The following is a 24,197-nucleotide window of genomic DNA, read 5'->3' on the forward strand; positions in this document are numbered from 1 at the left end:
CTGCTGGACACCGCGGGCGGTACGCCCGGCGTAGAAGATCGCCGTCCATTGTCGAGGGCGGTCATCTGAGGTCAGACGCGCACGGGCCACAGAACGGGCCACCGGCGCGGTGTCCGGACCTCAGATCCTCAACGGGCTCCCCTTGGGACGGCAATAGAGCGACGGCAGCCTACCCGATGTCGCGAAGCACGGCAAGCGCCCGGGGTCGTTTGGTGAACGCCACCGGCCCGCCAACGGTGAACGTCTCGCCGTCGCAGGCCAGGCGCACCTTCCCCGAGGGGGTCGTGACGTGCAGGGTGTCGGCCTTCCACTGGTGGTAGTGGCGGGACAGGCCGAGCCGCCCGCCGATCACGCTGGTGAACGCGCGCAGCCGGGGCAGCCGCCCGGTGGCGGCCAGCAGCCGGATGTCCAGCACGCCGTCCTCCAGCCTGGCCCGCCGGGTGGGCGCGGCGCCGCGCACGTCGTAGCGGCAGTTGCCGACGAACAGCAGCCACGCCCGGTACGGCGTGCCGTCCACCTCCACCTCGATCGGCCGGGCCCCGCCCGCCAGCAGTTCGCCCAGCGCCCACAGCAGCGCGGGCCACTTGCCGATCCGGTGCTCGCGGGCCTCCCTGCGGTCCACCAGCGCCGGGTAGAGGCCGAGACCGGCGTTGTTGAGGAAAACCCGGCCCGCCGCCTCGCCCACGTCCACCGTGGCGGCCTGCCCGGACCGGTAGGCGGCCACCGCCTCCTGCGGGCTCTCGATGCCGAGCGTGCGCGCGAAGTGGTCGAAGGTGCCCGCGGGCACCACCAGCAGCGGCCGGCCGTGTTCCAGGGCCGCGGCGGCGGCCCGGCTCGCCGTGCCGTCGCCGCCCGCGACGGCCAGCACGCTCGCCCGCCCGGCGGCCTCCCGCATGACCGCGGCGATGTCGGCGTCCGGCCCGGGGGTCACGATGTCGGCGGCGGGCAGCCCGGCGCGCAGTTCGTCCGCGACCTGCGCGGTCTCGGCCGACGGGTTGATCACCGCCACCACCCCGGCCCCGCGCGGGTCGAGGTCGAGCAGCGGCGCGGTCGCCGCCGCGCGCGCCCGCCCGGCCTCGGCGGCGTCGGGCCACAGCCGCCGGGTGAGCAGCCCGGTGGCGACCCCGATGCCCGCCCCGGCGAGCACGTCGCCGGGATAGTGGACCCCGGTGTACACGCGGGAGAAGCACACCGCCGCCGCCACCAGGGCGACCGGCACCGCGACCCGCGCGGGGGCCTCCATCGCCACGGCGGTGGCGAACGCGGCGGCCGAGGCCGAGTGGCCGGACGGGAACGACGTGGAGGTCGGCATGGCCAGCAGCCGGGCCAGCGGGAGGTTGACCCCGGACGGCCGGCTGCGGCCGAACGCCTGCTTGGTGGCGAGGTTGACCAGCGGGCTGGCCAGGCTGACCGCGAGCAGGCCGCGGGTCGCCGCCCGGCGCAGCCGCCGCCGTCCGCTCACCGCGAGCCCCGCCGCGAACCCGGCCCACAGCAGCGAGTTGTCCGCCGCCCGCGACAACGCGGGCAGCACCCGATCCCCGCCCGGCCAGTCCGCCCTGGCCACGGCGGCGAACAGCCGCCGGTCCAGCGCGCCGAGCCGGGACCTCGCCCGCGAGGCCCACTCCCGCCGGGAGACCGGCGCCGCCGGGCGGGCCGCCGCTGAGGACATCGCTGAGGACATCGCTGAGGACATCGCTGAGGACATCCTTGAGGACATCCTTGAGGACATCGCCTCGATCATCCGATTCGTCCGCATGGCCGACTCCTTCCCGTCCGGCGGGCCGGTAAAGGTCAGCGGACCGCCAGCCGGGAGCGGTAGATCGCGCGCGCCCTGTCGTAGAGCGCCACATGGTCGGCGAAGTGCCCCGGCTCGGGCAGCCGGCCCTCCTGCCCGACCATCTCCTCCAGCCGGTCCAGCCAGTCCAGGCACCAGCGCACGTCCTCCTCGCGCGCGACGTGCGCCCCGGCGAGATCGACGTAGACCGGGCTGGTGCAGGCGTAGACGTCGGCCCGCATCGCGCGCGGGTGCGGGCCGCCCTGGGCGATCGCCAGTACGTAGGTGGGCTCGGTCACGTCGAGCACGACGGCAAGGCCGTCGGGCGGCCCTTCGGCGGCGGTGCCGCTCGCCGTGCGGACGGCCAGGCGCTCGACCTCCGGGCCGATGGCCCGCACGGTGACCCTGACCCGCCCGCCGCGCTCGTCCAGGTCGAGCGTGTCGCCGGGGCCCAGGCCCTCGACGTCGAGTTCCAGCCATGGGCCGGTGGTGGCGAAGGTACGGCCGGCGCGGATCGCCGCGGCGAAGGACCCGGCGCTCAGCGGCCCGTCCACCTTGGCGTAGACGCGTCCCCAGCCCGGCGGCGCGGACTGGCTGCCGCGCCGGGTGAAGGAGATCATCGTGTCGGTGCCCGCGGTGACGGCCAGCCGGTTGCCCGCGCCGATCAGCCTGCGGTAGACGGCCGCGGTGCCGGTCACCGAGGAGTGGTTGACCACGTCGAGCGCGTCGACCAGGCCGAGCGCGGCGTCGGCGACGATCTCCCTGGCCGCGCAGCAGCGCCCGGAGTCCAGCGGCCGTTCGGGGCCGTCGTGCTCGTCCGCCACCTGGTGGAAGGGGTGGCTGTAGCCGAGGACCGCGCCGAGGCCGCGCAGTTCGGCGCACCCGGCCTCGTTCGGCGGCCAGTCCGGAGCGCCCGCGAAGCCGGTGTGGAACCTCTCCGGCGGCGCGCTCACCCCGAAGGCGAACAGGTGGCCGAGCAGGTCGTTGCGGTATTCGACGCCCATCCTGGCGACGTGGGTGGCGTCCGACCACGGCAGGTCGCGCCCGGCCCAGTGCGCCAGCGCCTCGGCGTCGTAGACGCGGGGGGTGGCGATGTTGCCCGCCACCAGGTTGAGCACGTGCAGGTCCTCGCCGTGCTGGACGGCGGCGGCGTCGGCCGGGGTGCCGACCACGTCACCGGCCCAGTTGAGGTGGACGTGCATGTCGCCGCCGTACCAGCCGCGGGCCGCCGCGTCGTACAGCCGCGCCGGGGACATCTCCACCACCGTCTCCCGGCCCGGCGGGGGGATCACCACGGTCTCGGCCGTGCCGTACTCCATGCCGCGGGTCACTCGCAGGGTGAGCGGTTCGGCGGGCACGTCGAGCACGATGTCGTCGCCGTGGAAGTAGGGCATGCGGTGGTAGTCGCGGCGGTGCGGCGCCCCTTCGGGGTACCAGCCCTGGTCGTTGCCGCCGAGCACGCTCCACCGGCAGGGGAACCCGGCTCGCAGGCGCAGCCTGGCCGCCTCCGCCCGCCGGGTCAGCACGGCAAGGCCGACCTGGCCGCCGTCCACCTCCACGGTGGACTTGGAGGTGATCCGCACCATCCGCGCCCCGCCGGGCCGGACCTCGTGCGGCACGCCGTCCACGGTCACCGTGACGGGCCGGTCCCGCGAGGAGTCCAGCAGCAGGCTGGTCGCGAACGGCCGGCCGGGCAGCACGGCCTGCGGCATCGCCTCCACGAACACCCGTCCCGGGGAGATCCGCAGCGCGGCCATGTTGTCGAGGATCTCGCCGCGCAGCGCGTTGCGGATGACCTCGTCCATGTCGAGTTCGGCGATCCGGTCGTCCAGCTCGCTCTCCGGCGTGCCGGGGTGGGCGGCCAGGACCAGCTTGCTCGCGACGCCGTAGAAGTCGTGCCTGCGGGTCAGGTACGGATTTGTCAGCATTTGCTGGACGAACATGATCGGCGCCTCGCCCCAGGTGGGCCCGTGCTCGTCGAGCAGCGCCCGGTATTCGCCGAGCGACCGTGCCACGCGCTCGGGCAGCGGCGGATCGTGGTCCACGACAGCCTCCCGTGATCGGTTCGCTGGCAATCGTCACACAATGACAGCGGACCGTGACGGAAGCGGGATGCGGAAACCCACCTCGTGAATACGATGCTTGCCACCGTGGGAGGCGGAACCTCTCCGCCCGGAGAAGCCGGCGGGAGAAGTCAGCGGGTGAAGGCGGCCAGGATGCGATCGGCGGCCAGCGCCGGGGTGAGCCTGCCGGACAGGACCTCGCGTTCCACCTCACCGGCGATGGCCGCGACGTCGGGGTGGTCGCGCAGCTCGGTCAGCAGCCGGTCGCGTACCAGCGTCCAGGTCCAGCCGACCTGCTGGCGGCGGCGGCGACCTGCCACGTCGGAGTGCTCCTGATGGGCGATGACCTTCGCCCACAGCTCATCCAGCCCCGCGCCGGTCATGCCGCTGCAGGTCAGCACCGGTGGCGGCGAGCCCTCCCCGCGGAGCATGCGCAGTGCCCCGGCCAGCTCCCTGGCGGCCTTCCTGGCGGCCAGTTCGTGATCGCCGTCGGCCTTGTTGACCGCGATCACGTCGGCCAGCTCGACCACGCCCTTCTTGATGCCCTGCAACTGGTCGCCGGTGCGGGCCAGGGTGAGCAGCACGAAGGTGTCCACCATGTCGGCCACCGCGGTCTCGGACTGCCCGACGCCGACGGTCTCCACCAGCACGGTGTCGAACCCGGCCGCCTCGACCACCACCATGGCCTCCCTGGTCGCCTTGGCCACGCCGCCGAGCGTGCCCGCGGTGGGCGAGGGCCTGATGAAGGCGGCGGGGTCGGCGGCCAGGCGGGCCATCCGGGTCTTGTCGCCCAGGATGCTGCCGCCGCTCCGGGTGGAGGAGGGATCGACGGCGAGCACCGCGACGCGGTGCCCCTCGCCGGCCAGCCGCACGCCGAGGGCGTCGATGAACGTCGACTTGCCCGCCCCCGGCACCCCGGAGATGCCCACCCTGCGGGCGTTGCCGGACAGCGGGGTCAGCTCCACCAGCAGCTTCTGCGCCAGCTCCCGGTGGTCGGGCCGGGCCGACTCCACGAGCGTGATCGCCCGCGCGATCCACGCCCGGGAGCCGTCCTTGACTCCTGCCACGTAGTCGTCAAGCGTCATGACCCAGCCGATGCGCCAGCTCGCCGAGCAGGCCGAGCGCGGCCTCGGAGATGACGGTGCCCGGCGGGAAGATGGCCGACGCGCCCGCGGCGCGCAGCGCGTCGTGGTCGCCCGGCGGGATGACCCCGCCGACCACGATCGTGATGTCCGGCCGCCCGGCCGCGGCCAGCGCGTCGCGCAGCGCGGGCACCAGCGTCAGGTGCCCGGCCGCCAGGGAGGACACGCCCACGATGTGGACGTCGGCCTCGACCGCCTGGCGGGCCACCTCCTCCGGCGTCTGGAACAGCGGGCCCACATCGACGTCGAAGCCGAGGTCGGCGAACGCGGTGGCGATCACCTTCTGGCCGCGGTCGTGGCCGTCCTGCCCCATCTTGGCCACCAAAATCCTGGGCCGCCTGCCCTCGGCGCGCTCGAACGCGGCGCACGCGGCACGGACCGCCTCGGTCGCGTTGCCCACCTCCTCGCGGTACACCCCGCTGATGGTACGGACCTGGCCCGCGTGCCGCCCGAAGACCTTCTCCAGCGCGTCGGAGATCTCCCCCACGGTCGCCTTGGCGCGGGCGGCGTCCACCGCGAGCGCGAGCAGGTTGGCGGTGCCCGCCGCGCCCTCGGTCAGCGCGTCCAGCGCGGCCCGCACCGCCTGCGGATCGCGTTCGGCGCGCAGCCGGGCCAGCTTGTCGAGCTGGCGGCGGCGCACCTCGGTGTTGTCCACCTTCAGGACCTCGATGTCCTCGTCGGACGTGGCCCGGTAGAGGTTGACCCCGATGACCGGCTGGCGCCCGGAGTCGATCCGGGCCTGGGTGCGGGCGGCGGCCTCCTCGATGCGCAGCTTGGGCAGCCCGGCGTCGATCGCCTTGGCCATCCCGCCGGCCGCCTCCACCTCGGCGATGTGGCCCCACGCGCGGCGGGCCAGCTCGTGGGTGAGGCGCTCGACGTAGTAGGAGCCGCCCCAGGGGTCGATGACCCGGGTGGTGCCCGACTCCTGCTGGAGCAGGAGCTGGGTGTTGCGGGCGATCCTGGCGGAGAAGTCGCCGGGCAGCGCCAGCGCCTCGTCCAGGGCGTTGGTGTGCAGCGACTGGGTGTGGCCCTGGGTGGCGGCCATGGCCTCCACGCAGGTGCGGGCCACGTTGTTGAAGACGTCCTGGGCGGTGAGCGACCAGCCGGAGGTCTGGGAGTGCGTACGCAGCGACAGCGACTTGGGGTTCTTCGCGCCGAAGCCGGACACGAGCCCGGCCCACAGCAGCCGGGCGGCGCGCAGCTTGGCGACCTCCATGAAGAAGTTCATTCCGATGCACCAGAAGAAGGACAGGCGCGGCGCGAAGGCGTCGACGTCCAGTCCGGCGCCCACCCCGGCGCGCAGGTACTCCACGCCGTCGGCCAGGGTGTAGGCCAGCTCCAGGTCACAAGTGGCCCCGGCCTCCTGGATGTGGTAGCCGGAGATCGAGATCGAGTTGAACTTCGGCATCCGCTCGCTGGTGTAGGCGAAGATGTCGGAGATGATCCGCATCGAGGGGGCGGGCGGATAGATGTAGGTGTTGCGGACCATGAACTCCTTGAGGATGTCGTTCTGGATGGTCCCGGCCAGCCGCTCCGGCGCCACCCCCTGTTCCTCGGCGGCCACGATGTAGAGCGCGAGCACCGGGAGCACCGCGCCGTTCATGGTCATCGAGACGGTCATCCGGTCCAGCGGGATGCCGTCGAAGAGCTGCCGCATGTCGTAGATGGAGTCGATCGCCACGCCCGCCATGCCGACGTCGCCGGCCACCCGCGGATGGTCGGAGTCGTAGCCCCGGTGGGTGGCCAGGTCGAAGGCGATGGACAGGCCCTTCTGCCCGGCGGCGAGGTTGCGCCGGTAGAACGCGTTGGACTCCTCGGCGGTGGAGAAGCCCGCGTACTGGCGGATGGTCCAGGGCTGGTTGACGTACATCGTCGGGTACGGGCCGCGCACAAAGGGGGCCGACCCCGGGTAGGTGGACGGGAAGTCGAGCCCGGCCAGGTCGGCGGCGGTGTAGAGCTGCTTCACGCCGATCCCCTCCGGGGTCTCCCAGAGCAGGTCGGCGGGGTCCTTGCCGGTCTCCTCGCGGACCGCGCCGGTCCATGCGGCGAGGTCGGCGGGCGTCGTGGGGACGTCCAGGTCGATCTTTGAGAAGTCGGGTATCACCGGCTCACCTCCAGGTGATCGAAGGTGGCGCGAAGGACGCCGAGTGCGTCGCACCCGGTGTAGATGGTGCCGTCCACGCCCTCGTACTCTCCCTTCCCCGCCAGCCAGACGTACTGCGCGCCCGCGGCGCGCAGTGCCGCGGCCACCGGGGCGGCGTGCTCGTCGTACAGCTTGTCGCTCGCGCACAGGCAGGCGACGCGCGCGCCGCTGCCCACGAAGGCCGCGGCGATCTCGCGGGGGCCGGTGCCCGTGCCGATCACCGGGCCGCTCGCCGGGGTGGCGAACCCGCCCGCCTGGAACAGGTTCGCCGCGAACGTCGCCCGCGCGGTGTGCGCGGCGGGCGGCCCGATGGTGGCCAGGAAGACCGCGGGCCGTTCGGGGAGGGCGTCGGCGCGGTCGCGCAGCGCCTCGAAGTCCTGGGCGTACCTGATCCGGGGCAGCCCGCCCGCGCGGACCTCGGGGGCGGGCGGGCGCACCGGCCGCCGTTCGGCGAGGTCGGGAAACTCGCTGACGCCGGTGATCGGGTCGCGGCGGTGCGCGATGTCGCTCCTGCGCCGCTCCCAGGTGCCCGCCAGCCGGTCGGCGACCAGCCCGGACCGCAGCGCCGCCGCCATCCCGCCCGCCCGCTCGATCTCCTGGAACCACGCCCAGGCGGCCCGGGCGAGGTCGGCGGTCAGCCGCTCGGCGTACCAGGAGCCGCCCGCCGGGTCGGCGACCCTGGCGGCGTGCGCCTCCTGCTGGAGCAGCGATTGGGTGTTGCGGGCGATCCGGCGGGAGAAGTCGTCGGGCAGGCCGAGGCAGGTGTCGAAGGGCAGCACCGTCACCGCGTCCGCGCCGCCGACGCCCGCCGCGAAGCAGGCCAGCGTGGTGCGCAGCATGTTCACCCACGGGTCGCGGGCCGTCATCATCGCCGGTGAGGTGACCGCGTGCTGCCGCTGTCCGCTGGTCGTGGTGGCCCGCACGGCCCCGGCCACCCGGTCCCACATCAGCCGGGCGGCGCGCAGCTTGGCGATCGTCGCGAACTGGTCGGCGGTGGCCGCGTAGCGGAAGTCCAGCTGGCCGAGCGCGTCGTCCACGCTCAGCCCGGTCTCGGTGAGCGCGCGCAGGTAGGCCACGCCGGTGGCCAGGGCGCAGGCCAGCTCCTCGGCGTCGGAGCCGCCCGCCTCGTGGTACGGGAGGGCGTCCACGGTGATCGCGCGCAGCCCCGGACGGCCTGCGGCGCAGCGCGCGGCCAGGCCGGCGGCCACCCGCAGGCCCTCGGCCACGGTGGGCTCCGAGGCGTCGCCCGTGCGGGCGGCCAGGCCCAGCGGGTCGGCCCCGAGGTTGCCGCTGACGCCGTCGGCGAGGGCGAACAGCGCCTCGGCGGCCTCCAGGGTGTCGGCCCCGGCGTCGAGCACGACGGGGGCCAGGTCGAGGTAGACGCCGTTGAGCACGCGCGGCAGGTCGCCCGGCCGGATGCCGCCCGGGGTCAGGGTGAGCCAGACCGAGTCGACGCCGTTCTCCAGGTCGGCCAGCACCGCCTCGGAGTCGGCCGTGCCGTGGCGCTGCCGGATGTCCCAGCCGGGCAGCGGCCGGCCGCCCCTGGTGTACGGCGAGGCGCCGGGGACGCCCTGCTCGCCGGGCGCATCGGAGGCGTCGTACAGCGGAAGCACCGTGACGCCGTCGTGGGTCGTGGACGCGAGCGCGTGTTCCGGATCATCGGTCTGCACGCCTGACTTGCGGAGCACCGCGAGCGCGGCCGCACGCCAACCCTCCCGTGTCACGGGCGGGAAGCCCGCCGCGAGCGGCGGATCCACGGACGTGTACTCCTGCGGTGGCACCGTCATGTTGGGATGGTAATCGGTGCCCGATCAGCGGCTCGCGGGGGGCGTCGATGTCAGGGGTCGGGCAGGGGTGGGCCCGGCTCCGGCAGGGGTCGCGGCGGCCTTGGCGGCTCGTCTCAGGTGATGGGCTTCTCCCAGGTGGCGACCCAGGTGACCTGATCGACCGCGCCGGTGACCGAGAGATCCTTCTCGCGCTGGAAGGACTCGCAGACCTCACGGGAGCGCGGGCCGTAGGCGCCGTCGACGTCGAGGCTCCAGCCGCGCTCGCGCATCCGGGCCTGCCAGGTGCGGACGTCGTCGCCACGCATGATCGGCGGGAACTTCAGCACCCGGCCCGGCCACTTCGGGGCCTTCTCGTCCCCCGGGTCGGGCTCACCGCCCGAACCGGGGCGCGGCGCGCCCTTCTTGACCCAGGCGTACAGCTTGTCGCCGGGGCAACTGGTGGCGTAGCCGTCGCGGTGCCCCTTGATCTCCTTGCCCGCGCCGCCCTTGTCGCGCAGGTGGTCGATGGCGTCGAGGATGGCGTGCAGCATGTCGTCGGGCGGGGTCACCAGCCCGGAGTCGCCGACCAGGCCGAGCACCGCGTAGTGGCCGGAGTTGAGGCCGGGGCCGTTGGCGGCGGGCAGGTGGCCGGGGCCGCGCCCGACGTACACCTTGCGGTGCGGGCAGGCCACCATGCTGTAGCCGATATCCATCCATCCGTTGCCGTCCATGTGCTGCCTCTGGATGGAACGCACCACGCCTGTGCACTTGGCGTGGTCATCGACGATGGCCGGGTCGACGCGGCCTCCGGTGTAGTGGACCTTGACGCCCTTGGTGGAGCTCAGCGCGGTATATGAGCCGCGGGCCTTGCGGGCGCCCCATTCCTTACGAGAGACGAGATCGATGGGCACGGGGGTCTCCATATGCGATTGAGGGACAACTCAGCGTAACCCTTTTCGGTCCTCTGCATCGATGTTTCCCGAAGAAAGCTATACCGGGCTCATACCGAAACCGATGGACACACGCGGGCCCGGCGCCACCGAGGCCGGCCTCCGGCCGGTCCGCTCGGTCATGGGATCGGCCGGGTCGATGCTCCGCACGCTTCGACGGTACTCCTGGCGGGCTCGGCGCGTGCGGACATTGAACCCGCACCATCGGTAACGTATGCCGCATGCCTCTCCCCCTCACGCCCGGCGATCCGCCGTCCCTCGGCGAGTTCCGGCTGGCCGGACGGCTGGGCGAGGGCGGCCAGGGCGTCGTCTACCTCGCCCACGACCCGTCCGGCCGCCAGGTCGCGGTCAAACTGCTCAGCCGGGTCGACCCGGAGTCGCGCGCCCGCCTGGAGCGGGAGCTGACGGCGCTGTCCAGCGTCGCGTCCTTCTGCACGGCGCGGCTGCTGAAGGCCGACGTGACCGGGCGGCGGCCGTACGTGGTGAGCGAGTACGTCGAAGGCCCCGCGCTGGACCGGCGGGTCGCCGAGCGCGGCCCGCTGCGCGACGGCGACCTCGAACGGCTGGCGGTGGGCACGGCCACCGCGCTGGCCGCCGTGCACGCCGCCGGGGTCGTCCACCGCGACTTCAAGCCCGCCAACGTGCTGCTCGGCCCGGACGGGCCGCGCGTGGTCGACTTCGGCATCGCGCGGGCGGAGGGCGCCTCCACGCTCACCTCGGGTTTGATCGGCACCCCCGCCTACCTGTCGCCCGAGCAGATCGCCGGCACCCCGGCCACGCAGGCGTCGGACGTGTTCGCGTGGGCGTCCACGGTGCTGTTCGCGGCGACGGGCGCGCCGCCGTTCGGGGCCGACACGGTCGCCGCTGTACTGAACAGGATCATCAACCACCAGCCGGACCTGTCGGTGCTGCCGCCGCGGCTGCGCGGGCTCGTCGGGGCCTGCCTGAGCAAGGCCCCAGCGGCCCGGCCCACCGCGCGCGAGTTGATGGTCGGCCTGGTCGATCCGTCCGGCGGCACGCCCGGCACGGGGCCGCTGCCGCGGGACGTGGCGGAGCAGGGCGCGCGGATCGCGGCGGGGGCGACCGAGCCGAGCCGGCGATCGGCGCCGGCCGCACGCAGGCGCGGGCCGCTCCTGGCCGGGGTCTCGGTGGCCGCCGCCCTGCTGGTGGCCGGTGGCACCGCCGTCTGGCTCACCGGCCTTCCCGAGACCTCCGCGGAACGGCCTGCCTCCACCGCCGAACCGTCCCAGCCGGGGACCGGCGTGCCCAGTGAGCCGGCCACCGGCCCGGCCGAGATCCCCGATGCCGTCGAGGGCGTCTGGGGCGGGTTCATCACGCCCAACATCGCCCTCGGCCTGCAGGAGCACGACGTACAGGTGACCCTGGAGTCGGGCGAGACCACCGGGAAGTGGGCGGAGGCCGACACCGGCTGCGTCGGCAAACTCACCGCGCTCGGATCCGGCCGCAACACCGTGACCATGTCGCTGACCGACGCCGGCCAGTGCGTCCCGGGCACGCTCACCCTGACCAGGAAGGGCGACCGGCTCGGCTACCACTGGACCGACGGCATCGGCTTCGGGTCCACCTACACCGGATGGCTGACCAGGCGATGATCCCGGCACGTCCGGGAGGGGATACGTAAACCATCCGATGTGCCACGAACAGCACGAAACCACAATCGGCGGGGTGGTCACCCTGTTGCCTGCCGATCTGAGCCGCGTCGTGCTGCACCGCTTCACCGCCGTGCTGCCGAGCGCGGCGGGGACCGCCGAGTACCTCGATCCGTTCGGCAACGGCGGCGCCGCCCACCCGTTGCGGCGCTGGGAGTCGGAGGAGCGGGAGATCGGCTTTCCCGCGACCGAACTGGTGCCCTCCTGGTCCGCGGTGACCCCGCCGGGCACCTGGCTCACGGTCGAGCTGCGCGGCCGGACGGCCGGCGGCGGGCTCACCAAGTGGTACGTCATGGGCCGGTGGGCGCACGGCGAGGAGACCATCCACCGCACCTCGCTGCCCGGCCAGGGCGACGAGGACGCCGACGTGGCCGTGGACACGCTGGTCGCGCGGCGGCCGTGGGTGGCGTTCCGGCTGCGCCTGACGCTGCACGGCGAGGGCGGGGCGGCGGTGACGGCGGCCGGGGTGATGGCCTCCACCGTACGGCCGCGCGGCGCGCGGACCGCCGTACGTAGCGACGGCCCGGACGGCGCGCGGGGCGTGGAGCTGGCGGTCCCCCGCCGGTCGCAGAAGCTGCACGCCGGTCACTACCCGCAGTGGGACGGCGGGGGCGACTCCTGGTGCAGCCCGGCCGCCGTGACGATGGTGCTGGAGTACTGGGGGCGCGGCCCCGGCCCCGAGGAACTGGCGTGGGTGCGGCCGGACGACCCGTGCCCCGCGATGGACCACGCCGCCAGGCACATGTACGACCACAGCTACCAGGGCACCGGCAACTGGCCGTTCGGCGTCGCCTACGCCTGCCGGTACGGCATGGCGGGCTTCGTCACCCGGCTGCGCTCGATGGCCGAGCTGGCCCGGCTGATCGCGGCCGGCATCCCGGTGATCACCTCGCAGTCGTTCAAGGAGCACGAGCTGCCCGGGGCCGGCTACTCCACCAGCGGCCACCTGATGGTCGTGACCGGCTTCACCGGCGACGGCGACGTCGTCGCGAACGATCCCGCCGCCCCGCACGACGAGACGGTGCGGCGGGTCTATCCGCGGTCCGCGTTCGAGGACGTGTGGCTGCGCGGCTCCAGCGGGGGAATCGTCTACGTCGTTCATCCGCCGGAGGTTCCCCTGCCCCCTTCCGACGGTAATTGGTGACCATGCCCGAGCCTTCCGCAGCTTCCGCGCTTTCGTCCATCAGCCCCGCCGACGTCGCCCGCGTGGACGACCGCCCGCTGTGGGTGGAGATCCACGACGGCGAGGTCTGGTGGGACGAACCCCGCCCGCAGGAGGGCGGACGCCGCTGTGTGGTCCGCCGCGGCTCCGACGGGCGGACCAGGGACGTCCTGCCGCCGGGCTGGAACGCCCGCAACCGGGTGATCGAGTACGGCGGGCGGTCATGGCGGCCCATCGGCGACGGCGGGCTCGTCTTCACCAACTGGGCCGACCAGCGGATCTACCGCCATTCGGGGGACGGCACGCCCGTGCCGCTGACCCCGGAGGGCCCCTACCGCTACGCCGACCTGTACCTGCCGCCGGGCCGCGCCGAGGTCTGGGCGGTCCGCGAGACCCACCACGGGACCGGCCGCGAGGACGTCCGCAGGGACCTGGTGGCGGTCCCGCTGCGGCCGGACGGCGAGGTCCGCCCGATCGCGCGCGCCCAGCACTTCCTGATGAACCCGCGCCTCTCGCCCGACGGCCGCACCATCGCCTGGATCGGGTGGGACCACCCGCGCATGCCGTGGGACGGCACCGAGCTGTGCGTTGCCCCGCTCGGCGAGGACGGCACGGCGGGCCCGTACCGGGTCGTCGCGGGCGGCCCGCGGGAGTCGGTCATCCAGGCCGAGTGGCGCGACCCCGGCGGCCTGTACGCGATCACCGACCCCGACGGCTGGTGGAACGTCCACCTGGTCGGCCTGGACGGCGAACCGCCGCGCAACCTCGCCCCGCTCCCCCTGGAGTTCGGCGACGCCCCCTGGAAGCTGGGCGGCACCTGGTTCGCCCTGGCCGGGGACCGCCTGGTGGCGATGTACGGCACCGCCGACGGCAGGCACCTCGGCCTGCTCGACCCGGAGACCGGCGAGATCACCGAGATCGGCGGGACCGCGACCTACTGGGCGCCCACGATCGCGGCGGACGCCACCCGGGCCGTGGGGGTGGCGGCCTCGCCGTACACGCCCTTCGAGGTGACCGAGATCGGTCTGCGCGACGGCGCGCGTTCGGTCCTTTCGCCAGCCAAGCGGTTGCCCGTCCGGGCGCTGCTGCCCACCCCGGAGGCCGTCACCATCGAGGGGGTGCACGCGCACGTCTACCCGCCGCGCGGCGCGGCGGCCGGCCCCTCGCCGTACGTGCTGTTCGTGCACGGCGGCCCGACCGGGGTCAGCCCGCTCACGCTGGACCTGGAGATCGCCTACTTCACCAGCCGCGGGATCGGCGTCGCCGACGTCAACTACGGCGGCTCCACCGGATACGGGCGCGCCTACCGCGAGCGGCTGCGCGACCAGTGGGGCGTGGTGGACGTGCGCGACTGCGCACAGGTCGCGGTCGGCCTGGTGGCGAGCGGCCGGGCCGACGCCTCGCGGATCGCGATCAGGGGCGGCAGCGCGGGCGGCTGGACGGCGCTGGCCGCGCTCGTGCACGGCGACGTCTTCTGCGGCGCGGTCGCCCACTACGCGATCACCGACCCGGAGAGCTGGGCCGCCGAGACGCACGACTTCGAGTCCCGCTACCTGGACGGGCTGATCGGGCCGCTGCCCGCCACCCGCGAGCGCTACCTGGCCCGCTCCCCGCTGCTGCACGCCGACCGGGCCTCGGGGCCCGCGCTGCTGCTGCACGGCCTTGAGGACGCCATCGTGGACCCCGCGCAGGCCGAGCGCTTCGTACGCGAACTCGACCGGAACGGCACCCCGTGGGCCTACCGGACCTTCCCCGGGGAACAGCACGGCTGGCGGCGGGAGGAGACGATCGTCGCGGTGCTGGAGGCGGAACTGGCCTTCTACGGCCTGGTCTTCGGCATCCCGACACCGGAGGTGCCGCCCCTGGAGCTGAGCCGGCCGATCACCCCGAGAGGGTAGAGACGGGCCACAGCGGGCATGCCCGGCAGTGATCCCGCCCCCCGGCGACGAACCAGAGCACGACGGATGAGGAGTGGTCACCCGCCATGAGCGAGGTCGCGCAGATATGTTCCGATCTCATCAGGATCGACACGACGAACCCGGGCGGCGGTGAGCGGCTCGCCGCCGAGTACGTGGCCGGGCTGCTGTCCGAGGCGGGCCTTGAGCCGGAGGTGTTCGAGTCCGCGCCCGGCCGGACGAACGTCGTGGCGCGGGTCTCCGGCGACTCCCCCCAGGCGCTGCTGATCCACGGGCACCTGGACGTGGTGCCCGCCGATCCGCTGGAGTGGCGGGTCCACCCGTTCTCCGGGGAGATCCAGGACGGCTGTGTGCACGGGCGCGGCGCGGTGGACATGAAGGGCTCGCTGTCGATGACGCTCGCCGCGGTCCGCGGGTGGGCCCGGCGCGGCGTACGGCCCAGGCGGGACGTGGTGCTGGCGTTCCTGGCCGATGAGGAGGCCACCGGCGAGTACGGCTCGGGGTACATGGCCGAGAAGCACGCCGGGCTGTTCGAGGGCTGCACCGAGGCGATCAGCGAGTCCGGGGGCTTCAGCGTGCAGCTCCCCGGCGACGCGGGGACGCGGGTGTACCCGGTGGGGGTCGGCGAGCGCGGCACGGCCTGGATGAAGGTCACCGCGCGGGGGGTGGCCGGGCACGGCTCCAAGCCCGCCGTGGACAACGCCGTGGCCGAGCTGTGCCGGGCCATGGTCCGGCTGGCCGACCACCGCTGGCCAGTACGCCTGACGCCCGCCGTGGCCGCGCTGATCACCGCCCTGTCGGACGTGCTCGGCGAGCCGATCGACGTGGACCGGCTGGAGGAGGAGGCGGTCCGGCTGGGCCGGGTCGGCGCGCTGTTCAAGGCCCAGATCCGCAACTCCGCCAACCCGACCATGCTGAACGCCGGCTACAAGGTCAACGTGATCCCCGGCACGGCGGAGGGCCACGTGGACGGGCGGTACCTCCCCGGCCACCGGGAGGAGATGCTGGAGACCGTGGACAAGCTGCTCGGCCCGAAGGTGACCCGCGAGTTCGTCAACCTGTCCGGCGCGCCGTCCGCGCCCTACCCCGCGCCGTTCTTCGACGAGATGTGCGCGGCGCTGGTCGCCGAGGACCCGGCCGCCCGGCCGGTCCCGTACGTCATGGCCGGTGGCACCGACGCCAAGTCCTTCTCGCAGATCGGCATCCCGAGCTACGGTTTCGCGCCGCTGCTGCTCGACCCGACCCTGGACTACTTCGGGATGTTCCACGGCGTGGACGAGCGGGTGCCGGTGGCGGGGCTGGAGTTCGGGGTGCGGGTGCTGGACCGGCTGCTCACCTGCTGACCGCTCAGCCCGGCCGGCGCCGCCACCACAGCACGGCGGCGGCCCATCCGGCCGCCAGCAGCACGCAGGCCAGCGCCGCGAGCCGGAAGGCCCGGGACGCGCCCGCCGCCCGGCCGGCGCCCTCGGCGGCGCTGTAGACGCTCTGGCCGCCGATCTCCGCGCCGATCGCCTTGACGGTGTACTCCGCGGCGGGGAAACGGCCCGCCCGCTGGACGGTCTCAGCCGCGTCGGGGGGCAGCTCCAGCCGCACGGGGGTGCCCTGGGGCACCCCGCCCGGAGGCGGACGTTCCAGGCGGAAGGTCACGTTCTCCGGGAACTCCGCCAGTTTCAGCGCGAACACCACCACCGTCGTGGTGCGGTTGCCGCTGCCCGCCCGGTCGGTGAACGTGCGGTAGTCCGCCGCCGTACCGCGCACCTGGTGCACGGCGGGCGCATCGGCCGCGGGCTCCCGGCTCGCGGCCTGGCCGTTGAGGAACAGCGCCATCCCGGCGAGCACCAGCACCGGGATGAGCAGTGCGCGCCACGATGAACCCGATCGCATCGGCCCTTCATACCACGGAAAGGATCAGCGCAGGCGGGGGTCCAGGGCGTCGCGCGCCACGTCGCCGAGCATCAGGAAGCCGAGCACGGTGGTGGTGAGGAAGAGCGACGGGAAGATCAGCAGATGCGGGTGCTCGGTGAAGAACGACCGGGCCGCGTTGAGCTGCAACCCCCAGGAGACCTCCGGGTACTGCAGGCCGACGCCGAGGTAGTCCAGGGTGGCCTCGCCCGCGATGACGTTGCCGACGTTGAGCATGGCCAGCACGAACACCGGGGCGATGGCGTTGGGCAGGATGTGCTTGACCATGATCCGCAGGTGGCCCGCGCCGAGCATGCGGGCCGCCGCCACGAAGTCCATCTCGCGCACCGCGATGACCTGGGCGCGCATCAGCCGGGTCATGGTGGTCCAGCCCAATACGACCAGGACCAGGGTCATCGCCCATACGCCGTGACCGGGGAAGGCAACCAGGATCACGGTCGCGCCGAGCACGAACGGGATGCCGAAGAAGATGTCGGTGATCCGCGAGATCAGGGCGTCGGCCCAGCCGCCGAAGTAGCCGCCGAGCAGGCCGAGCACGATCGCGATGAGCAGCGCGAAGATCGTGACGGCCAGGCCGATCAGGATGGAGGCCCGCGCGCCGTGCACGATCTGCGACCAGTAGTCGCAGCCCTGCAGGTCGTACCCGAAGATCGCGCCCTCCTGCGGCGGGCGCTTGGACATGCGCAGGTCGCAGCCGCGCTGCGGGCCGCCGAGCGCGGCGAACGGGCCGGGCAGCAGCGCCATCGCGACCGCGATCAGCAGGATCACCGCGGACAGCCAGAAGACGACCTTGCGGCGCAGCTCGTACCACGCGTCCCACCACAGGGAGGCGCGCGCCTTCGGCGCGGGGGCCTGGGCGGCGGTGCCGAGGTCAAGCACGGCCGATCCTCGGGTCGAGCACGCCGTACAGCAGGTCCACCGCCAGGTTCACCACGATGAAGATCATGACGAGCACGGTGACCGCCCCCACCACCACGGGGCCCTCCTGGAGCTGGATGGACTGGAACACCTGCTGGCCGATGCCGGGCAGGTTGAAGATGCCCTCGGTGACCACGGCCCCCGCCATCAGGTTGCCGAAGTCGACGCCGAGGAAGGTCACCACCGGGATCAGCGAGTTGCGCAGCGCGTGCCTGCCGATCACCCGGCGTCTTCGCATCCCCTTGGCGGTGGCGGTGCGCACGTAGTCGGCGCGCAGGTTCTCCGCCAGGCTGGTGCGGGTCAGCCGGGCCACGTACGCCAGGCTGAAGGAGGCCAGCACCATGCCCGGCAGCAGGTAGCTGCCCGGCCAGCCCTGCTCGGTGCCCGCCGTGGGGAACAGCCCCAGGTTGAGGCCGAGCACGATCTGCGCGGCGTAGCCGACCACGAACACCGGCACCGCGATCACGAACGTGGTGCCCGCCAGCACCGCCGTGTCGGCGATGCCGCCCCTGCGCAGCGCGGCCACCACGCCCAGCAGCACGCCGACGGCCAGTTCCAGGACCCAGGCGGTGACGGCGAGCTGGGCCGTCACCTCCCAGCGGCCCGCCAGCATGTCGGAGACCTGCTGGCCGGTGAAGGACTCGCCGAGGTCGCCGCGCAGCAGCCCGAGCATGTACAGGCCGTACTGGACGATAAGCGGGTCGTTCAGGTGGTAGCGCTCGCGCAGGGTGTGCAGCGTCTCGTCGGAGATCGGCTTGTCGCCCGCGAGCGCCAGGATGGGGTCGCCCGGCAGCGCGAACACCATCGCGTAGATCAGGAAGGTGGTCGCGAAGAAGACCGGTACGGCCTGCAACAGGCGCTGCGCGGCGTATCTCATCGGCTGAGGTTCTCTAGCGGGGTTCTCTGGCGGCGTTCACCGGCCGCGGGCAGGGTCACTTGACGGTGATCGTGTCGAGGTTCGGGCTGTAGGCGTCGATCCGCACGTTGGTGATCTTGTCGGAGTGGCCGGCCTGGTCCTGCCAGTTCCACAGCGGGGCCATCGGCATCTCGGCCAGGGCCAGGTCCTCGGCCTTCTGGTACAGCGGGATGCTCGCCTCCATGGTGGGCGCCGAGTTGGCCTGCTTGATCAGGTCCAGGAACTCGGGGCTCTTCCAGCCCATCCGGTTCTCCGTGCCCCACATGGACTCCAGGTAGTTCTGCGGGCTCGGGTAGTCCATCACCCAGTTGTTGCGGAAGGGCCCGTCCTGCTTGTGGGCGCGCAGGGTGGCCAGGTAGTCGGCGGAGGGGATCTTGCGGAACTTGATGTCGGCGATGCCGAGGTTCTGCTTGAGCTGGTTGGCGACCGCGGTCATCCACTGCTCGTAGCTAGGGTCGGCGTTGGAGAAGTAGAGGTTCAGCGTGCCGGTGAAGCCGCCCGCCTTGTCGTACAGCGCCTTGGCCTTGGCCGGGTCGTAGGCGCAGCTCTCCCCGCAGGCGGTGGCCCGGTAGCCGGGCACCAGCGGGGCGACCAGGGAGGACATCGGCTTGAACGCGCCGTTGAAGACCGCGTCCACGATCGCCTGCCGGTCGATCGCCATGGAGATCGCCTTGCGCAGGTCGGCGCCGGCGAACCGCTTGTCGTACACGGGGAAGCCCAGGTAGTCCATGGTCCCGCCGGGGATGGACACGAACCGGTCGCCGAGCAGCGTCTTGGCCTCGGAGGTGCTGGCCGGGGGGATCGTCTGGAGCAGGTCCACGTTGCCGGCGCGCAGGTCGGTGTAGGCGGTCTCGCGGTTGGCGTAGATCTTGAAGTCCACGCCCGCGGACTTGGCGGGGCGCGGGCCCGCGTAGCCGTCGAACCGCTTGGTCCTGATCAGCTTGTTGCGCTCCCACTGGCCGTCCATCATGAACGGCCCGTTGCCGATGGGGGCGATGTCGTAGGCCGCCGGGTCCTTGAGCGCGGCCTTGGGCATCGGGGCGAAGCCGGTGTAGGCCAGCATGATCGGGAACTGGCTGAACGGCGCGGTGAGGGTGACCTCCAGCGTGGCAGGGTCCACCACCTTCAGGCCGCTCAGCTTGTCGGTCTCCGGCTTGGGGGCCTCCTCCGAGCCCTCGGGGGCCTCGGGGTTGAGCTTGTCGAAGCCTTCGACGCCGGCGAAGTAGTAGCCGTTGGTCCAGGCGTTGGGGCCGTAGGCGGCGGCGTTCCAGGCGTCGGCGAAGCTCTCGGCGGTGACCGCCTCGCCGTTGTGGAACTTCTGGCCCGGCCTGATCTTGATCGTCCAGACCTTCTGGTCGTCGCTGGTGACCGACTCGGCGGCGCGCATCTGCGGCTTGCCGTCCGGGCCGATGGCCACCAGGGTGTCGAAGAGCGCCCCCAGGACGCTGATGGAGTAGCTGCTCGAGGTGTTGCCCGGGGTCAGGTGGTCGGGCTCGGTGAGGGCGACCGAGAACCGCTTCGGCGCGGCTCCGTTCTTCCCGCCGGATGTACCGCTCCCTCCGCCGCCGCACGCGCTGAGCGCCAGGAGCGCGGAAAGGAGGACGGCGGCGCCGCGCGTCCTCATCAAGACCGTCACGTTATGTCCGCCTCTCCGTATCTCCGGCGTGATGCCGGAGAGGGTAAATATCTGTTCAGGGCGAGACATCGGAAGGTTTACGTATTCCCGCGCTTTCTCCGCTCGGGCACGCTTGAGCCCAGGTACGGCTCGGGGGGAGGAGGCGGTGTGGAGGCGGACCAGATCACGCTGAGCCCGCGTCATCTCCACGCCTTCGCCGAGGTGGGGTTCCAGGTCGCCGGACGCCGTGGCGCGCAGGGCGCGATGGCCGCGCTGCGGCGGGTGATCCCGATGGACGCTTATGAGTTCGTCGCCTTCGACCCGGCCACCGGCCGCCACCAGAGCCTGATCGCCGACGGATACTCCCGGGTCGACTCCGACGCCGCCGAGGAGTACGCCCGGCTCGACCCCTACCGCGCGGCCATGGCCAACCGCGAGCCGCTGCTGATGGGCGCCCCCGGCACCGAGCGCTACTACCGGCGCCACCTGGAGCCGTACGGCTGGCAGGCCGGGCTGACCACGCCGCTGTTCCTGGACGAGGGCCGCTACACCGGCCTGCTGCACCTCGGCGCCCGCGATCCGGGCGCGTTCTGCGCGCGGGCCGCCGCGCTCGTCAACGCGGTCTCCCCCACGCTGGCGCATGTGACCGACCTGCGGCGGTGCCTGATCGAGACGGGCGGGCTGCCGCCGGGCTTCCACGCGATGTCCTTCGACCGGACCGGCACGCGCCGCGAGGTGGCCGGGCTGCCGCCGTCCGAGGCCATCGCGGCGGCTCCCGGGATGGCCGCGCTGGCCAGGGAGTTCATCGACTCACGGGAGCTGAGCAGGCGCGGCCTGTGGCCGGACGCCGAGGGCCGGTGGCGCGAGGTGCGGCTGATGCGGGCGGGGGTGGGCTTCCAGGGCGCGATCCAGGGGGCGCTGATCGCCGAGCGGCCCTGCGCCCTGCCGTACGACCTGACCGGCCGGGAGGTGGACGTGCTCACCCGGGTCGCCAGCGGCGACTCCAACCCGCAGATCGCCGCCACCCTGGTGCTCAGCGTGCGGACCGTCACCACGCACCTGGAGCACATCTTCGCCAAGCTCGGCTGCGACAGCCGGACCAGGCTGACCACCAAGGTCCTGGCCGAAGGGCTGTGCCGGCTGGACGTCCCGCAGGGCTAGCCGCGGTACAGCCGGCCGTTCGGCGGCGCGGCGGAGACACAGGCCAGGTCGAGGGCCAGCTCGAACCACACCCGGTTCGCGCCCGCCTCGCGGATCACGCCCCACCTGCGGGCCAGCGTGTCCAGCAGCGGCAGCCCGCGGCCCCCGATGGCATGCGCGGCGGCGTGGGCGGCCCCGCAGGTGCAGGGCGGGGCGAGGGAGCCGTCGTCCTGGACGCAGACCCGGACGGTACCGGCGGAGTAGCTGACCCTGAGGGTGAACGTCCCGCCCCGGCCGGAGTCGGAGTGGACGACCGCGTTGGTGGCGACCTCGCTGGTGAGCAGGACGCAGTCGTCGTGCAGCGGGTGGTCCACGCCCAGCGCGCGGGACACCAGGCGGCGTGCCCTGGCGACCTGGTCGGCGGTCCCGGCCAGGCGGAACATCCTGTCGTCGATGTCCTTCCCGGTGTCCTCGTGCGTTTCGTTTCCGCCGTCCATCGTGACCCTCCCGATCGCCCCCGCCGTACGGGGAGCCGTCCTCCTATGGACGCCGGGCCCCGCGGGCTCGATGTCACCGGAAAGTAGGAATACGATCACCGGGAGGTTAGCCGGGCGCGCGAGGGCCGGGCGATCGCGGGTACCGGCGGACCGGACGCCCTCGGGCGAACGCTAGTCTGCGAGTGTCCGCGAAGTGGCGGGGTCCGCGCCGCGCGCGGGCCGCGGCGAGAAGGGGATACGCGTCGTGAGCAGGCTGGAAGCGGTCTGGGTGATGCCGTACGACCAACCGGGGGCGGCCGTGGTCACGGGCGCCTTCGACATCTTGCACGTTGGCCATGTCCGCTTCCTGCGCGCGGTGCGCGATCGCGGGCTGCCGCTGCTGGTCGGCGTGGAGGACGACGCCAGGGTGTCCTACTGGAAGGGCCCTGACCGGCCGCTGCACACCGCCGCCGAGCGCGCTGAAGTGCTGGCGGCGCTGCGCTTCGTGGACGGCGTGTTCATCGTCACCGGGCCGCCCGAGCTGAACAAGCCCGCCGAGTACATCAGACTCTTCGCCCCGATGCACCCGGGCGCCCTGGCCCACACCGCCGGCGACCCCCACGCCGAAGGCCGCTGCGCGGCCGCCGACGTCCTCGCCGCCGAATGCTGGGAGCTCACCGCCATCCCCGGCCGCTCCACCACCCGCATCCTCAACGCCGTCACCACTCCCCCGCCCACCCCCTAGACACGGCGGGCCGGGGCCCGGTGGGGTCAGCGGACCACGGCCACGGGGCGGGAGACGTTGTGGAGGACGCCGTGGCCGATGGAGCCGAGTACGGCTCGGGCCACCTCGCCCCGCCTGCGCGCGCCCACCACGACCAGGTCGGCCGACTCCGCCGCCGCCGAGATGGCCGTCACCGGGTGCCCGCCGGTCACCGTTTCCACGATCTCCAGGTCGGGGTGGCGGGCCCGCCATTCGGCGACCACCTTCTGCACCACCGTGATCTCGGCCTCCAGCGCCGATTCGCTGACGTCCGGGTAGTAGGTCATCAGGGCGGGCGAGACGGGCGGCTGCCAGGCGTGCACCACACGCACCCGCGCCCCCCGCTTTCGGGCCTGCTCCGCGGCGTACGCGAAGGACACCTCCGAATGCGGGGACAGGTCGAAGCCCACCACGATCTCACCGGTGGGCGGACCCGGCGGCTCGCGTACCACGACCACCGGGATCTCGGCGTTGGCCGTCACACTCAGGCTCACCGAGCCGAGCAGCAGCCCGGTCAGGCCGCCCCGGCCGCGGCTGCCGATCACGATCTCGCTCGCCCTCGCGGCCTCCTCCAGCAGGATGGGCGAGGCCGGGCCGGACAGGGCCTCGCTCGTCACCTCCACGCCGGGAGCGCGCTCCCGTACGGCCCGCTCGGCGTCGCGCAGGATGTTCGCCGCCTCCTCGGACAGCGCGTCCGCGAGCCCGGCGACCTCGGCGTACGGCGCGGCAAGACCCTGCGGCCCCACCACGTGCAACACCCGCAGCCCACGCCCCCAGAGCGCCGCCTCGTCCGCCGCCCACCGCACCGCCGCCGACGCGGGCTCCGACCCGTCGGTCGCCACCAGGATCCATTCGCTCATGATCTGCCCCTGCCCTGGACCACCCGGTTGACACGGGCGGCCTGGCAGTCCTGGCCATCACGAAATATCCCATATAAGGTTAATTGTCGCTACAAATAGGATTCTTTATCCGCGAACCCCAATGAGCAGTGGGACGAGGGAACGCGCGTGGCTACAAGACGCTGGGCAGGCGAGAACGGCGTCGAGATCGAAACAACGATCTTGAACGGCCGTGAGGTGTACCGGCTGAGCAAGGACGGCTACTTCATCGCCTACTGCGCGACCATGGACGACGTCGCCGCCATCGTCCCCCCATCCGGCCTCATCGAGATCGTCGACCTCACCCCACCCCCGGAAGACGCCCCCGACCCCGAGGAACCCCCCTCCGGGCCGCTCTAGGAGCGGTTCTTGCGTTTGCGGGGGCGGCCGCCGACGCCGCCGAAGAGGGCGAGGCCCCTGACGGTGAGGACGGGGGCGGAGGGGTCGGGGTGGGAGGAGCCGCGGACGTCGAAGCCGCCGAAGATGCCGCTGCCCTCGGAGCGGACCTCGACGCCCTCGGGGACGCGGATCTCGACGCCGCCGAAGAGGGCGAAGATGCGGAGTTCGACCTCGCGGGACTCGAAGGTCGCCTCGCTGAGGTCGAGTTCGATGCCGCCGAAGATGGCCGTGCAGAGCAGGCGGCGGCGCACGCGCCAGTTGCCCTTGCGGTGGGCGCCGCCGAAGACGGCGACCACGTTGTCCTGGTCGGTGTCGCTCGCCGGGGCGTAGGAGAAGGGCGCGCCGCCGGGGGCCGGCATCGGGGCGGGTCGCCCGCCGGGCTGGAGGTCGCGGGTGAGGAGTTCGAGCTCGCCGAGCGTCTTGGCGGTGTAGAGGCTGTCCAGGCGTTCGGAGTATTCGTCGTGGCTCAACTGCCCGGTGGCCATGGCCTCGCCGAGCATCGCGGCCACCTGCTCCCTGTTGCTGTCGGAGGCGCGCACCTGCGACGACCTGTCGCCGCGCTCGGGGAGATTCTGCATGCTGG

19 protein-coding genes and 1 pseudogene are annotated in these 24,197 nt (G+C 73.1%); 7 read left to right on the top strand and 13 right to left on the bottom strand.

Annotation, left to right across the window (positions count from 1 at the left end):
* Positions 1-169 precede the first annotated feature (169 nt).
* From DP939_RS32530 to DP939_RS32555, 6 genes are all read right to left on the bottom strand, one after another.
* A complete protein-coding gene (locus tag DP939_RS32530; RefSeq protein ID WP_158578816.1) occupies positions 170-1,693 on the bottom strand; it encodes a bifunctional phosphatase PAP2/diacylglycerol kinase family protein in 1,524 nt (507 codons plus the stop codon).
* A 98-nt stretch (positions 1,694-1,791) separates the two neighbouring features.
* Positions 1,792-3,819, bottom strand: a complete 2,028-nt coding sequence (locus tag DP939_RS32535) for a CehA/McbA family metallohydrolase (RefSeq protein ID WP_113984668.1) — start codon at positions 3,817-3,819, stop codon at positions 1,792-1,794.
* 149 nt (positions 3,820-3,968) lie between these two features.
* Positions 3,969-4,922, bottom strand: a complete 954-nt coding sequence (gene meaB / locus DP939_RS32540) for a methylmalonyl Co-A mutase-associated GTPase MeaB (RefSeq protein ID WP_113984669.1) — start codon at positions 4,920-4,922, stop codon at positions 3,969-3,971.
* On the bottom strand, positions 4,912-7,083 hold the full coding sequence (scpA, locus tag DP939_RS32545; RefSeq protein WP_113984670.1) for a methylmalonyl-CoA mutase: 2,172 nt from the start codon (positions 7,081-7,083) through the stop codon (positions 4,912-4,914). The genes meaB and scpA overlap by 11 nt, the downstream gene beginning before the upstream one ends.
* Positions 7,080-8,909: a methylmalonyl-CoA mutase family protein gene (locus DP939_RS32550; protein WP_113984671.1), complete on the bottom strand. Its 1,830-nt coding sequence runs from the start codon at positions 8,907-8,909 to the stop codon at positions 7,080-7,082. Before DP939_RS32550 ends, scpA begins: the two co-directional genes overlap by 4 nt.
* Before the next feature lie 113 nt (positions 8,910-9,022).
* Positions 9,023-9,799 (bottom strand): peptidoglycan recognition protein family protein, encoded by a 777-nt coding sequence (locus DP939_RS32555; RefSeq protein ID WP_113984710.1) that lies wholly within the window; start codon positions 9,797-9,799, stop codon positions 9,023-9,025.
* 260 nt (positions 9,800-10,059) lie between these two features.
* On the opposite strand from DP939_RS32555, the gene DP939_RS32560 reads away from it, so the two are divergent.
* The 4 genes and pseudogenes from DP939_RS32560 to DP939_RS32575 all read left to right on the top strand — a co-directional run.
* Positions 10,060-11,451, top strand: coding sequence for a serine/threonine-protein kinase (locus DP939_RS32560; protein WP_113984672.1), 1,392 nt, complete (start codon positions 10,060-10,062; stop codon positions 11,449-11,451).
* 73 nt (positions 11,452-11,524) lie between these two features.
* Positions 11,525-12,652: a C39 family peptidase gene (locus tag DP939_RS32565; protein ID WP_225878638.1), complete on the top strand. Its 1,128-nt coding sequence runs from the start codon at positions 11,525-11,527 to the stop codon at positions 12,650-12,652.
* Between the two features lie 2 nt (positions 12,653-12,654).
* On the top strand, positions 12,655-14,568 hold the full coding sequence (locus tag DP939_RS32570; protein WP_113984674.1) for a prolyl oligopeptidase family serine peptidase: 1,914 nt from the start codon (positions 12,655-12,657) through the stop codon (positions 14,566-14,568).
* Positions 14,569-14,636: 68 nt separating this feature from the next.
* A pseudogene (locus DP939_RS32575) lies at positions 14,637-15,929 on the top strand (M20/M25/M40 family metallo-hydrolase); the annotation flags it as partial.
* A gap of 4 nt (positions 15,930-15,933) precedes the next feature.
* Here the strand turns inward: DP939_RS32575 and DP939_RS32580 are convergent.
* From DP939_RS32580 to DP939_RS32595, 4 genes are read right to left on the bottom strand one after another with little or no spacing between them, the layout of a single operon-like run.
* Positions 15,934-16,470: a hypothetical protein gene (locus DP939_RS32580; RefSeq protein ID WP_113984676.1), complete on the bottom strand. Its 537-nt coding sequence runs from the start codon at positions 16,468-16,470 to the stop codon at positions 15,934-15,936.
* 24 nt (positions 16,471-16,494) lie between these two features.
* Positions 16,495-17,388, bottom strand: a complete 894-nt coding sequence (locus DP939_RS32585; protein ID WP_225878639.1) for an ABC transporter permease — start codon at positions 17,386-17,388, stop codon at positions 16,495-16,497.
* Positions 17,381-18,304, bottom strand: coding sequence for an ABC transporter permease (locus DP939_RS32590; protein WP_113984677.1), 924 nt, complete (start codon positions 18,302-18,304; stop codon positions 17,381-17,383). Before DP939_RS32590 ends, DP939_RS32585 begins: the two co-directional genes overlap by 8 nt.
* Positions 18,305-18,359: 55 nt before the next feature.
* Complete coding sequence (locus tag DP939_RS32595; protein WP_225878643.1) at positions 18,360-19,967, bottom strand: peptide ABC transporter substrate-binding protein; 1,608 nt, start codon at positions 19,965-19,967, stop codon at positions 18,360-18,362.
* Positions 19,968-20,126: 159 nt separating this feature from the next.
* Between DP939_RS32595 and DP939_RS32600 the strand changes: the two genes are divergently transcribed.
* Positions 20,127-21,119, top strand: a complete 993-nt coding sequence (locus DP939_RS32600) for a LuxR C-terminal-related transcriptional regulator (RefSeq protein WP_225878640.1) — start codon at positions 20,127-20,129, stop codon at positions 21,117-21,119.
* Here DP939_RS32600 and DP939_RS32605 read toward each other — a convergent pair.
* A complete protein-coding gene (locus DP939_RS32605; RefSeq protein WP_113984679.1) occupies positions 21,116-21,595 on the bottom strand; it encodes an ATP-binding protein in 480 nt (159 codons plus the stop codon). The two genes, DP939_RS32600 and DP939_RS32605, sit on opposite strands and share 4 nt — an antisense overlap.
* Positions 21,596-21,839: 244 nt before the next feature.
* Between DP939_RS32605 and DP939_RS32610 the strand changes: the two genes are divergently transcribed.
* Positions 21,840-22,319 (top strand): adenylyltransferase/cytidyltransferase family protein, encoded by a 480-nt coding sequence (locus DP939_RS32610; protein ID WP_225878641.1) that lies wholly within the window; start codon positions 21,840-21,842, stop codon positions 22,317-22,319.
* 26 nt (positions 22,320-22,345) lie between these two features.
* On the opposite strand, the gene DP939_RS32615 is transcribed toward DP939_RS32610, so the two are convergent.
* The gene (locus DP939_RS32615) at positions 22,346-23,197 is read right to left on the bottom strand and encodes a universal stress protein (protein ID WP_113984680.1); all 852 of its coding nucleotides are present in this window, start codon (positions 23,195-23,197) and stop codon (positions 22,346-22,348) included.
* A 147-nt stretch (positions 23,198-23,344) separates the two neighbouring features.
* Here DP939_RS32615 and DP939_RS45610 point away from each other — a divergent pair, with 147 nt between their 5' ends.
* On the top strand, positions 23,345-23,575 hold the full coding sequence (locus tag DP939_RS45610) for a hypothetical protein (protein ID WP_147268224.1): 231 nt from the start codon (positions 23,345-23,347) through the stop codon (positions 23,573-23,575).
* On the opposite strand, the gene DP939_RS32620 is transcribed toward DP939_RS45610, so the two are convergent.
* On the bottom strand, positions 23,572-24,192 hold the full coding sequence (locus tag DP939_RS32620; RefSeq protein WP_113984713.1) for a DUF1707 SHOCT-like domain-containing protein: 621 nt from the start codon (positions 24,190-24,192) through the stop codon (positions 23,572-23,574). The two genes, DP939_RS45610 and DP939_RS32620, sit on opposite strands and share 4 nt — an antisense overlap.
* Between the last annotated feature and the right edge of the window lie 5 nt (positions 24,193-24,197).

It is taken from the genome of Spongiactinospora rosea (genome assembly GCF_003315795.1).
GTDB lineage: Bacteria > Actinomycetota > Actinomycetes > Streptosporangiales > Streptosporangiaceae > Spongiactinospora > Spongiactinospora rosea.